The sequence below is a fragment of the Flaviaestuariibacter amylovorans genome (assembly GCF_039541815.1).
In the GTDB taxonomy this organism is placed as follows: domain Bacteria; phylum Bacteroidota; class Bacteroidia; order Chitinophagales; family Chitinophagaceae; genus Flavisolibacter; species Flavisolibacter amylovorans.
Map to the genome: position 1 here is coordinate 275,280 of NZ_BAABGY010000009.1, position 11,778 is coordinate 287,057.

Below are 11,778 nucleotides of genomic sequence, written 5' to 3' on the forward strand. Positions count from 1 at the left end.
TCATTTTTTTCGGGCAGCATCCTACCGGTCGTAAGGCAAAGCGTCCCGCCGGGGCGGGACATGCGCGGAGGCCGCACACAGCCGGCGGCGCTTTCTCCGGTGCGATGCTGCTTCGGGGTTTTTCAACCGATGGGTGGAGACAAGCGCGTTGGGCACAGCTTAAAAAGCAAGAGCCCCCGCGGAAGCAGGGGCCCTTTAGCACATTAACTAATTAACTCATTAGCACATTAACGCTTCGCGGTCTGCGCGTTGCCGGCGAACATCTTCCCGGCGAGGTCGCGGTCGTGGCCGTAGATGTCGTCGCGGAAGTTGAGGCGGCCGCGCTCGTCTACCCAGGCGGTGTAGTAAGTGATTACCACGGGCACAGGCTTCTTCAGGCGCACGTATTTCTCGGTGCCGGAATTCATGGCCTCTTCAATGCGGTCGGGCGTCCACGACGGGTCGTTGCGCAGCAGGTACTGGGCCATCTTCTCGGGCTCCTCGAGGCGGATGCAGCCGTGGCTGTAGGCGCGCTTGTCCTTGGAGAACAGGCTCTTCGCGTTGGTGTCGTGGAAGTAGATGTTGAACGAGTTCGGGAACAGGAACTTCACACGGCCCAGCGAGTTGTCGGGGCCCGGGCGCTGGCGGATCCGCGGCAGGCCGCCTTCGTCGTTGCCCACCTGCTCCATGTTCTGCCCATCGAGGTACCCCGGGTTGGAGGCCAGCTTCGGCAGGATCTCGTCGCGTACGATGGAAGGCGGCACGTTCCAGTAGGGGCTGAACACCACCTGGTTGAGGTCGCCGTTGAACATCATGGTGCTTGAGCCTTCCTTGCCCACTACGATATTCATGTCGAAGGCCTTCTGCTTACCCTCGTATACGTGGAGCACGAACTCGGGGATGTTGGCCACGATCAGGTTGCCCGACTCCTCGGCCACCGGCATCCAGCGCATGCGCTCCATGTTCATGAGGAGCTGCTGCAGGCGCACGGTAGCGGGCACGTTGAGGTCCTTGAGTTGTTGCTCGGTGAGCTGATCGGTAGGGGTGTAGCCCATGCGCTCCTGGAAATTGCGGATGCCGGCCAGCAGTGCGTCGTTGAAGAGCGCGGTGGTGTCGCCGGGTGCCATGTCGCCGGAGAGGGCGAGGCGTTGCTTCAGCACTTTTACCACGGCGGTGGAGTCGCCGGGCTTCAGGCCTTTGAGCGGGCCGCTCACGGTGGGCCAGCCGCCTTTTTTCACGATGTCGGTGTAGCGCGCGAGCTCCTTCTTGAGCGCGGCATAGGCCGTATTCACATCCTCGTAATATTTATTGTCCTTGTGCTTCTTATTGAGCAGCGAGTCGGCGAGGTAGAGTGCCTCCTCTTTTTTCCGCGGCACGAAGCGCTCCATCTCCTTGCGCTTCACCTGGCCGTCGGCGTAGTACTGCGTCATGTAGCGGATGAAATGGTCGGTGAGCTTGAGCTCGGTCTGCAGGGCGTTCTTGTCGCCGGCCGCGAAGCGCAGCTTTTCCTCGCTGGTGAGGGCGTTCATCCGCTTCAGGAGGGCCTTGTCGCGGAGCGTGGTGTCGCCGCGGTGCTCAACGGTATAATCGAGCAGGTTCCAGAAGCCGCGCGCCTGCTCGGTGAGGCCGTCGGTGGCGAACCACGCAAACTGGTAGTTGCGGGCATTGTAAAAGGAAGTGATCCGGCGCGCGACGGAATCCGATACTTTGTTCTCCGCGATGTACTGCACGACGGCGTTGCTGTCGAGGAACAGGTCGGTGTAGGCGTTTTCGCGGGTGATGCTGACGTCGCGCCGGGAGATCTTCTTGCTCGTGCGCGCGGCATCTTCGTTGCCGCTGTCCTCGGCTTCGTCGGCGCCGGCGCTTGAGTTGCAGGCAGCCGCGAACAGCGTACCGATGAGGGTGGTGTAGAGGAGTAGCTTCTTCATACCCCAGAATTTTACAAAACCTGTGCCCGTAGTGCAGAGATAGACGGGGCGCGGTGCTTTGGGTTTTTATTGGCAAAAAATGGGGAACCGGAACGGGGTTTTCAGCGGTTTGGGACGGTTTTGAGCGATTTTGAAGGGGCGGCTGCCGACGAACAAGCGCCTTGCACCCGTCTGCAGCTTCGTCAATTGGTTCGCCGTTTGTCGTGGTAGCCGTTATGAAGGGCTTTGATTATTCGCTTGATTTCAAAAAGACCGACTTCCGGAAACACCCGGAGCTGTACCGCATGGGCAAGGGCGAGCAGGGCGTGCTGCTGGTAGAGCCGTACAAGAGCGAGCTCCTGCCGCACTGGCGCTTCCGCACGCCCGAGGTGGCAAGGGCTTCCGCGGCGAAGCTGCTCGCGCTCTTCTATGCTTACCGCGATGCGGCCGACTTCGTGGGGATGGATATGGCCCGCAAGTTCCTGCAGATGGGCTATACGCGAAGCCGCCGCTATGCCAACCACGCTTCGGGGCAGAAATACAAGGGCGCCGTGCCGGCCGATAAAAAGGGCCAGAGCGGCGCCCATGGCCGCCCGCAGCTGCCCCTCGATCCCGACCCGGTAAAGGCCGAAAGCGCAGCCATCTTCTGGGACGCCTGGAAGGAAGCCGCTGCCGACCCGGCGTACGTGGCGGCGGTAGCGGAACATAAGAGGAAGGTGAGCGAGTGATCTCAGATCTCAGATCTCAGATTTCAGATTTAGGCTGACGCACGCCAGGGGGATCTCAGATTCAGAGATGCGGCGGGGCGGATGCCTGTTACTACCCGTCATTGCTGGGGCAGGCTGCCGGAGGCAAGCCTGCGACGAAGCAATATGCCGCTGTCGGGTACTGCTGCTGTTGGCGAGTACTCCGCGTAACGCAGGAAATTACGTCGCTGCGCCCGCAATGACGACCCGCTCTTGTCATCCTAAGCTTGCCGAAGGACGACCCCTTACTAATAAACAAATAGACAAATAGACTAATAAACGAATGGCCTGATTTTCGAGCCTCTTACCACATGATGAACCTGGGTTATGCCTGCATCAACATGCAGCTGGCGGAAGAGGGGGTCACCACCAACAAGGGGATGATCAAGCGCACCTTTCAGGAGAAGGGGGTGGTCTATGCGTCGCAGCTGGCCCTGCAGAACGTGCAGGCGCTCTTCCGCATCCTGCAATGGAACCTCCGCAACGGCATCGGCGTATTCCGCATCACCTCGGAGCTCTTTCCCTGGGCCTCGGAGTACCCGCTCGAAGACATGCCCGACTTCCCGATCATCAAACGCACCCTCGAGGAATGCGGCAAGCTGCCGATCCGCGTGAGCACCCATCCCGGGCCGTTCAACAAGATGGCCGGCACGGGCGCCACACTCGAGAACACGATCAAGGACCTCGAGATCCATTCCCGGCTCTTCGACCTGATGGGGCTCACGCCCTCGCACTGGAACAAGATCAACATCCATGTGGGCGGCGCCTACGGCGACAAGCAGGAGAGCATGCGCCGCTTTGCAGAAAACTTCGCCCGGCTCTCGCCCAACCTGCAGCAGCGCCTGACGGTGGAAAACGACGACAAGCCCGGGCTGTACACGGTGGCCGACCTGCGCTACCTCCACGGGCTCATCGGCATCCCGATCGTGTTCGATTATTTCCACCACCGGCTGCACCCGGGCGGCCTCGGCGAGGAGGAGGCCTTTCACCTGGCCTACGACACCTGGGATGTGCGCCCGGTATTCCATTATTCGAGCTCCCGCCGCGAGTACGAGGACCCGAAAGCCCCCAAGGAAGCCCATGCCGACTACATCTACGAGCCCATCAATACCTATGGCAAGGAGGTCGACATCGTGCTCGAGGCCAAGATGAAGGAGGGCGCCCTGCAGCGGTATTACCAGCAGTTCGGGACGCCCCCTGTCCCCCCAAGGGGGCACTTGGTCCGGTGATTTCTTCTGGTTGCGGTACTTCTCCGGAACCTGAGCGTAGCTATCCAGGGCAAATGCCTTGTCGCGGATTTCGATTGTCAATACCAATTACTAATGCCTTCTTTACCGCTCCTGGCCTGGAATGCGGAAGGTCAAACCTAACCCAAGTATCCGGCGGGTGAGGTAAACGAATGGTGTGAAAAAGTAGGCCGCCGGCAGGCCATGCGCCCCAAAGTGCTGTCTGAAAAGACCGTGATCGTGAAGTCGGATCGACCTAAGTGCCCCCTTGAGGGGACAGGGGGCTTTTTCCTTGTTCGCTTGGCGATATTCTACTACCTTTGCCGCCTGAAAACGGGAGGGGCCCTGCTTGCAGCCTTCCCATCACCCCAAAAAACGCTATTTAAACGCTTTTTATGGCCAAAGTCGGTAAGGTAAAACAAATCATCGGCGCCGTCGTGGACGTTCAGTTCGAAGGCAGCCTCCCCGAGATCTACAACGCATTGGAAATACAGAAAGAGAACGGCGACAAGCTCGTGCTCGAAGTGCAGACGCACCTCGGTGAGGACAGCGTGCGCACGATCGCCATGGACGGTACCGAAGGCCTCACCCGCGGTCTCGCCGTAATCGATACCGGCGGTCCGATCATGATGCCGGCTACCGACGCCGTGAAAGGCCGCCTGTTCAACGTGACCGGCGACCCCATCGACGGTCTGCCCCCGGTGCCCAAGGTCAACGGCCGCGCCATCCACGCCAAGCCCCCCAAATTCGAAAACCTGTCGACCGCTTCCGAGATCCTCTTCACGGGTATCAAGGTAATCGACCTCATCGAGCCCTACGCAAAGGGTGGTAAGATCGGTCTCTTCGGTGGTGCCGGTGTAGGTAAGACCGTACTGATCCAGGAGCTCATCAACAACATCGCAAAAGCATACTCCGGCCTTTCCGTATTCGCAGGCGTGGGTGAGCGTACCCGCGAGGGCAACGACCTCATGCGCGAAATGATCGAAGCCGGTATCATGAAATACGGCGAAGCCTTCAAGCACTCCATGGAAGAAGGTGGCTGGGACCTCAGCAAGGTAAACGCCGCCGAGCTTGCCGATTCGAAGGCGACCTTCGTGTTCGGCCAGATGAACGAGCCCCCGGGTGCCCGCGCCCGCGTAGCCCTCTCCGGCCTCACCATCGCCGAGTACTTCCGCGACGGCGACGGCACCGGTAAAGGCCGCGACATCCTCTTCTTCGTCGACAACATCTTCCGCTTCACCCAGGCAGGTTCCGAAGTATCGGCCCTCCTCGGTCGTATGCCCTCCGCCGTAGGTTACCAGCCCACGCTGGCCACGGAGATGGGACTCATGCAGGAGCGCATCACCTCTACCAAGAACGGTTCGATCACCTCCGTACAGGCCGTATACGTACCTGCGGATGACCTTACCGACCCCGCTCCGGCTACTACCTTCGCCCACCTCGACGCCACCACGGTACTGTCGCGTAAGATCGCCGACCTCGGTATCTACCCCGCGGTAGACCCCCTGGACTCGACCTCGCGTATCCTGATGCCGTCGGTAGTAGGCGACCTGCACTACGACACCGCCAACCGCGTGAAGCTCATCCTCCAGCGCTACAAGGAGCTGCAGGACATCATCGCGATCCTCGGTCTGGACGAACTTTCCGACGAAGACAAGCTGACGGTATCCCGCGCCCGTAAGGTGCAGCGCTTCCTGTCGCAGCCCTTCCACGTGGCCGAGGCCTTCACGGGTCTGAAAGGCGTGCTCGTTCCCATCGAGGAAACGATCCGCGGCTTCAACATGATCATGGACGGTGAAGTGGACGACCTGCCCGAGGCTGCCTTCAACCTCGTAGGTACCATCGACGACGCCATCGAGAAAGGTAAGAAGCTCGTTGCACAGGCACAAGGTTAATGTGCTGATGGGGTAATGGGGTGATGGGGTAATCCTGTTGCTCGCAAGCATTACCCCATTATCCAATTATCCCATAACCCCATTCGATTATTATGACACTTGAAATATTGACTCCCGAGCGCAAGCTCTTCTCCGGTGAAGTGTACGGCGTGCAGATGCCGGGCATCAGCGGCTCCTTCGAGGTGCTCGACAAGCACGCGCCCCTCGTGAGCGCGCTGAAGGCCGGCCGTGTGAAGGTGCTCCGCGACCGCCAGAATCATAGCGACAGCTATGACATCCAGGGCGGCTTCGTGGAAGTGCTGAACAACAAGGTGACCGTGCTCGTTGAGGGCGCCACCGCGGTGGAGTAATGGATCAGACTATTGGAGAGGCCGCTTCGTAAGGAGCGGCCTTTTTCGTGAGCGAGTGAGCGGGTGAACGAGTGAGCGCGCAGCAGTAAACAACGAGCGGAGGCCTCAGGCCTCCGCTCGTTGTTTTTATTTGGATCGGTGTCTGATGCACAAGTATCTTAAGAAGGCGCTCACTTGCTGACTCGCTCACCCGCTCACCCGCTCACCCGCTCACCCTAATTCAGCTGCGGGTCGATCGGGAAATTGATCATCATCTCGTACTCGCCGCCAAGGTGCTTCAGGGCGTCCTTCCAGATCTCTTCCGCGTTTTCGTGGAAGACGAGCTTGCGCGTGGCGTCCACGGTGAGCCAGGTCTTCTCGTCGAGCTCCGCCTGAAGCTGTCCCTCGCTCCAGCCCGAGTAGCCGATAAAGAAGCGGATCATCTCCGGGTCGGCGGTGCCGCTGTTGATGAGTGCCACCACGGCGTCGAAGTCGCCGCCCCAGTATACCCCCTTCATCACCTCGATGCCACCCGTGATCTGCTCCGGGTAGCGGTGGAGGAAGTGCACGGTATTCATCTGGACGGGACCGCCATAATACACCGGCAGCTTGTGCCCCTCGATCTCGGGAAGCAGCTCGTCGAGCGTGTTCTCATATTGCCGGTTGATCACGAAGCCGATGGCGCCATCGGCGCGGTGCTCGGTGAGCAGCACCACGGTGCGCATGAAGTTGGGGTCCTTGAGAAAGGGATCGGCGATCAGGAGGGTTCCGGGGGCAGGCGCTACCATGGTTAAATGTACAGGTTAAGGGTCAAACAGGATACGTTAAACCTGTGTTGCTAACAAATTGATGCCATGAGTGCCGGCCCCGGGACCTATTTTTGCCGCACCGGATCTTTTTCCGCATTTTTCAGGAAGTGAAACGAATTTTCCTCGCCATATTCATTCTCATCACGTTGTCTGTGGTCGGCATCATCTGGATCCAGATCTCCTGGGTCAAGAACATCATGCTGGTACAGGAGGAGCAGATCAAGCATAATGTGCAGGACATCACCAGCCGCGTGGCCGATGAGCTCGGTGCCATCAAAGGCTCGCAGCAGCCCACGAGCGTGCGGCCCTTCCCGCTCGAGAATGCGTTTGAGATGCCGCAGAACTACGCGATCGCCCAACGCTTTACCGCCCAGGAGCTCTACGAGAAGATCCGCCTCCAGTTCATCGCCCAGAAAATGGAGAAGGTGCCCTTCGAATTCGGCATCGCCCGCATCGGAAACGGTTTCTGGGTAGAGCGGCGCTCCAACAATTTCAACGAATGGAACTCCGATACGGCCAACTATTACCGCTATGTACGCCCGATCGTGGCGCCTTCGGCCTCGGCCATGGAAAGCCTCGTGCACGACGAGCTGCTCATCCTCGTCATTCCCAGGGTAGATGAGCTGGTGAATGTAGGCGTACGGCCGAAGATCGCGATCGCGGTGATTTTTACCCTCATCATCCTGACGGCCTTTTTCCTGACGGTCAGCACCATTTACCGGCAGAAGAAGCTCTCCGAGATCAAGAACGACTTCATCAATAACATGACGCACGAGTTCAAGACGCCGATCGCCACCATCTCGCTGGCGGTGGACGCGCTCCGCAACGAGAAGGTGCAGTCGGACCCGAAGAAGCTCTCGTACTTCAGCGAGATCATCAAGGAAGAAAACCAGCGGATGAACCGGCAGGTGGAAACCATCCTGAAAGCCGCCCTGCTCGAGCGCCAGGAGATCCAGCTCAACCGGAAGGAGCTCGACGCCCACCAGATCATCCAGGACGTGGCAGACAACTTCATGCTCCGCCTCCAGGAAAAGGGTGGTACCCTCGAGCTGAAGCTGGGCGCCGGCAATGCCCTCATCCATGCCGACGAGGTGCACTTCTCCAACCTCGTGAACAACCTGATGGACAATGCCGTCAAATACGGTAAGGAGAATGTGCCGCCCAAGATCTGCCTCTCTACGCATTCCGACGAGAAGCGCTTCTTCCTCCGCATCGAAGACAACGGCATCGGCATGAACCGGGAAACGCTGAAGCGCATTTTCGAGCGTTTCTACCGGGCGCACACCGGCAATATCCACAATGTAAAAGGCTTCGGCCTCGGCCTCTCCTACGTGAAGAGCGTCATCGACGCCCACCATGGCCAGATCCGCCCCGAGAGCACCCTGGGCAAGGGAAGCGTCTTTACCATCGAGCTTCCGCTGCATGATAAGGAGAAAGCGTGAGCAGGTGAGCGGCAGGCCCTGCCAGCAGTACAGAAATATTACGTGAATGCGAAAAGGCAGCTAATAGGCTGCCTTTTCGCATTCACGGCTCACCTGCTCACTCGCTCACCCTTCACGGAAGAGCAAGCTGCTGTCCCCATAGCTTAGGAAGCGATAGTCGTTGTCGAGGGCATGGCGGTACACTTTTTCCCACCCGGGGCCGATAAAGGCGGCCACGAGGAAGAGCAGGGTGGAGCGCGGCTGGTGAAAGTTGGTGACGAGCGCATCGGCCGAGCGGAAGCGGTAGCCCGGGCGGATGAGCAGGCTCGTGCGGCAGTGCAGCTCGGAAGCGCCCGTGGCGTCGAGGCGGGCTTCCAGCACCGAGAGGGCCTCCGCGTAGGAGCGGTCCCCGTCGAGGTCGTAGGCCTCCCACTGATCGAGGTTCCCGTCGAAGCCGGTGCGGCCTGCATTCTTGACGCCGAGCCAATACAGGCTTTCGAGCGTTCGCAGCGTGGTGGTGCCCACGGCCACGAGCGGGCCTTCGCGGCGCAGGTCCTGCAGCGCGGCGCGCGTCACGGTAAAGTGCTCGCCGTGCATCACGTGGCCGGAGATCGTATCCGCCTTTACCGGCTTGAAGGTGCCGGCACCTACATTGAGGGTGATGTAGCGGGGGCGGATTTCCCGGGCTGCCAATCCTTCCATCACTTCGGGCGAAAAGTGCAGGGCCGCCGTAGGCGCTGCCACTGAGCCTTCTTGCCGGGCGAAGATGGTCTGGTAGCGCTCGGCATCGGTTTCCGCGGCCGCGCGCTTGATGTAGGGCGGCAGGGGGATATTGCCCGCTACGTGCAGGATCTCGGCAAAATGATGGGAGCTGTTCCAGCGCAGCTCAATGATAAAGTCTTCCGGCTCCTTGCTGATAAAGAGCGCCTGAAGCCGCACTTCCACGCCGCCTACGGTGAGCGGCTTTTCCAAAACCAGTCCGTGCTTCCACTTGGAGGCGCCGCCCACGAGGCAGCGCCAGCGCACGCGTCCTTCGGCTCCGAGCGCCGCTGTCATTTCGGCGGGCTCGTAAGGCTCGAGGCAAAAAAGCTCGATGATGCCGCCGGTTTCCTTCTGGAAAAAAAGACGCGCCTCGATAACGCGCGTGTCGTTCAGGAAGATCCGGCCCCCCGGTGTCAAAAAGTGGGGGAGTTCGGTAAAGCGGCTGTCCGTGATCGCGCCGTTGCGGTATACCAGGAGGCGCGACGCGTCGCGGCGGGAGAGGGGCTGAGCGGCGATGCGGTGGTCGGGGAGGGGATAATCGTATTGTTCGATCAGGAGATCTTCCATGCGGGTGGCGGGTTTCAGATGGTTATCCACATTTTCACATCGGTTATCCACGGCCTATTCACGTACCGGTGGCGGCTAAGCGCACTCCGGGGGCGTGGAACGGAGTGAAATCGGGCTTAATGGGCACTCCGTCGCTGTGGAAAAATTAACGACCGATCCTTTGCCAGGCAAAAGTGGTAAAAAGTGTTATTTTGTGTCAATCTCTAACTCAATCTATGGCAATCAGCTTTCTCGGTGAATATGAAGCGACCCTTGACGCCAAGGGTCGATTCCTGTTGCCGGCGGGCTTCAAGCGTCAGCTGCCGGAAGGCGAAGCTACGCGATTTGTCATAAACCGGGGTTTCGAGAAGTGCCTGACGCTGTACCCCGTACAGAGCTGGCAGCCGCTCTTCGACCAGATCGCCACCCTCAACGATTTCGATCCCAAGGTGCGCGAGTTCCGCCGCTTTTTCCTCAATGGCGCCATCGAGGTCGAGCCCGATACGGCCGGCCGCATCCTGGTGCCCAACAACCTGAAGGAATATGCCGGCCTGGGCAAAGACATCGTGCTCGTGGCCGCCGTCAACAAGATCGAGATCTGGGAGCAGACCGAATACCAGAAGTTCTTTGACTCCGTATCCGCCAAGGAATTCAGCGCCCTCGCCGCTACGGTGATGGCGCCGGTAAAGCCGGGAGGGATCAATGGGTAAAAAACGGGAATCGGCAATCGGGAATCGGGAAACCGATCGTCCCGAAAACGAAGCGCGCCCTTCAAATCAGCAGGGCGCCATTGCCGATTCCGGATTGCCGATTGCCGATGTTGTTCCCAACGCCGGATACCACATCCCCGTGCTCCTCAGCGAGGTGCTCGAAGGGCTGGCCATCCGGCCGGAAGGCACCTACGTCGATTGCACCTTCGGGGGCGGCGGCCACAGTAGCCACATCCTGAAAGCGCTTGGCCCGAAAGGCCGCCTGCTGGTGTTCGACCAGGACGCCGACGCGGCCCGCAACGTACCCGACGACCCGCGCGTCACCTTCGTGCCGCACAACTTCCGCCACCTGAAGCGCTTCCTGCAGCTCCACGGCGCCCCCGTGGTGGATGGCCTCCTCGCCGACCTCGGCGTGAGCTCCCACCAGTTCGACGAGGCCGGCCGCGGCTTCTCGACCCGCTTCGAGGCAAAGCTGGACATGCGCATGGACCAGCGCCAGGGCAAAACGGCGGCCGACATCCTCCAGACCTACAGCGAGGGCGAGCTGCACAAGCTGCTGGAGCAGTACGGCGAGGTCACGAATTCGAAAACGCTGGCCCGCACCATCGTAGAAGTACGGAAGACGACGGCGATGGACACGACACTGGCCTTCCGCAACGCGGTGAGCTCCGTGGTCAAGGGCAACCCCAATAAGTACTTCGCCCAGGTGTTCCAGGCACTGCGCATCGAAGTCAACGACGAGATGGGCGCGCTGAAGGAGCTGCTGGAAGCGGTCCCGGCGGTGCTGGCTCCCGGAGGCCGCGCGGCGATCATCACCTTCCACTCGCTGGAAGACCGGCTGGTGAAGGTGTTCTTCCGCAACGGCACGTTCGAGGCCGAAGAGGAGCATCCCTTCGAATCACGAAAGCGCGACAACCCGCTGCGCCTCGTGAACAAAAAGCCGATCGAAGCCACGGCGGAGGAACAAAAACGGAATCCGAGATCTAGGAGTGCAAAACTGAGAGTGGCAGAGAAGCTTTAGCGACAGGTTCAGAAGGGTTCAGGAGGGTTGGTAGAGAGCAGGATACTAATAGACTAATAAACAAATAGACCAATAAACAAAATACTTGGAACAAGTACAGAACAAGAAGGAGATCGAGGTGCGCTTCCGGTGGAAGCGGATGCTGAACTACGCGAGCGTGGTGAAGCAGATGCCGTTCTTCCTGTTCCTGGCAGCGCTGGCGGTAGTGTATATCTACAATGGCCACCTCGCCGACAAGCTGAACCGCGACATCGCCCGCACGGCGCGCGAGCTGAAGGAGCTGGAGTACGAGTACAAGACCGTGAAAGGCCAGGTGCTGTTCCAGAGCAAGCAAAGCGAGCTCGTGAAAGCCGTAGCGCCGCTGGGGCTGCAGGAGATGAACACGGCCCCTGTAGTACTGGCGGAGGAAAGTAAAAAGTAAAAATTC

The 11,778-nt window shown here is 59.7% G+C and carries 11 protein-coding genes; 8 read left to right on the forward strand and 3 right to left on the reverse strand.

Annotated elements, in window-relative coordinates; translation table 11 throughout:
- Nucleotides 1-227: 227 nt before the first annotated feature.
- Nucleotides 228-1,907, reverse strand: a complete 1,680-nt coding sequence (locus tag ABD937_RS16545) for a L,D-transpeptidase family protein (RefSeq protein WP_345256895.1) — start codon at nucleotides 1,905-1,907, stop codon at nucleotides 228-230.
- Nucleotides 1,908-2,122: 215 nt separating this feature from the next.
- Between ABD937_RS16545 and ABD937_RS16550 the strand changes: the two genes are divergently transcribed.
- The 4 genes from ABD937_RS16550 to atpC all read left to right on the forward strand — a co-directional run bounded on the left by ABD937_RS16550 (nucleotide 2,123) and on the right by atpC (nucleotide 6,103).
- Nucleotides 2,123-2,614: a DUF4385 domain-containing protein gene (locus tag ABD937_RS16550; protein WP_345256896.1), complete on the forward strand. Its 492-nt coding sequence runs from the start codon at nucleotides 2,123-2,125 to the stop codon at nucleotides 2,612-2,614.
- Between the two features lie 329 nt (nucleotides 2,615-2,943).
- Complete coding sequence (uvsE, locus tag ABD937_RS16555; protein WP_345256897.1) at nucleotides 2,944-3,861, forward strand: UV DNA damage repair endonuclease UvsE; 918 nt, start codon at nucleotides 2,944-2,946, stop codon at nucleotides 3,859-3,861.
- A 392-nt stretch (nucleotides 3,862-4,253) separates the two neighbouring features.
- Nucleotides 4,254-5,753 carry a F0F1 ATP synthase subunit beta gene (gene atpD, locus ABD937_RS16560; protein WP_345256898.1) on the forward strand — a complete coding sequence of 500 codons (1,500 nt, stop codon included), beginning with the start codon at nucleotides 4,254-4,256 and terminating at the stop codon, nucleotides 5,751-5,753.
- Between the two features lie 92 nt (nucleotides 5,754-5,845).
- Complete coding sequence (gene atpC, locus ABD937_RS16565) at nucleotides 5,846-6,103, forward strand: ATP synthase F1 subunit epsilon (RefSeq protein ID WP_345256899.1); 258 nt, start codon at nucleotides 5,846-5,848, stop codon at nucleotides 6,101-6,103.
- Between the two features lie 215 nt (nucleotides 6,104-6,318).
- Here the strand turns inward: atpC and ABD937_RS16570 are convergent, their stop codons facing one another.
- Nucleotides 6,319-6,870, reverse strand: coding sequence for a YqgE/AlgH family protein (locus ABD937_RS16570; RefSeq protein ID WP_345256900.1), 552 nt, complete (start codon nucleotides 6,868-6,870; stop codon nucleotides 6,319-6,321).
- Between the two features lie 128 nt (nucleotides 6,871-6,998).
- Here ABD937_RS16570 and ABD937_RS16575 point away from each other — a divergent pair, with 128 nt between their 5' ends.
- Nucleotides 6,999-8,333, forward strand: coding sequence for a sensor histidine kinase (locus ABD937_RS16575; RefSeq protein WP_345256901.1), 1,335 nt, complete (start codon nucleotides 6,999-7,001; stop codon nucleotides 8,331-8,333).
- Nucleotides 8,334-8,438: 105 nt separating this feature from the next.
- Here ABD937_RS16575 and ABD937_RS16580 read toward each other — a convergent pair whose 3' ends face one another.
- The gene (locus ABD937_RS16580) at nucleotides 8,439-9,641 is read right to left on the reverse strand and encodes an S-adenosylmethionine:tRNA ribosyltransferase-isomerase (RefSeq protein WP_345256902.1); all 1,203 of its coding nucleotides are present in this window, start codon (nucleotides 9,639-9,641) and stop codon (nucleotides 8,439-8,441) included.
- A gap of 215 nt (nucleotides 9,642-9,856) precedes the next feature.
- On the opposite strand from ABD937_RS16580, the gene mraZ reads away from it, so the two are divergent.
- The 3 genes from mraZ (at nucleotide 9,857) to ABD937_RS16595 (ending at nucleotide 11,772) form a co-directional block, all read left to right on the forward strand.
- Nucleotides 9,857-10,330, forward strand: coding sequence for a division/cell wall cluster transcriptional repressor MraZ (gene mraZ / locus ABD937_RS16585; RefSeq protein WP_345256903.1), 474 nt, complete (start codon nucleotides 9,857-9,859; stop codon nucleotides 10,328-10,330).
- Between the two features lie 139 nt (nucleotides 10,331-10,469).
- A complete protein-coding gene (rsmH, locus tag ABD937_RS16590; protein ID WP_345256904.1) occupies nucleotides 10,470-11,351 on the forward strand; it encodes a 16S rRNA (cytosine(1402)-N(4))-methyltransferase RsmH in 882 nt (293 codons plus the stop codon).
- 85 nt (nucleotides 11,352-11,436) lie between these two features.
- Nucleotides 11,437-11,772 (forward strand): FtsL-like putative cell division protein, encoded by a 336-nt coding sequence (locus ABD937_RS16595; RefSeq protein ID WP_345256905.1) that lies wholly within the window; start codon nucleotides 11,437-11,439, stop codon nucleotides 11,770-11,772.
- Nucleotides 11,773-11,778: the final 6 nt, after the last annotated feature.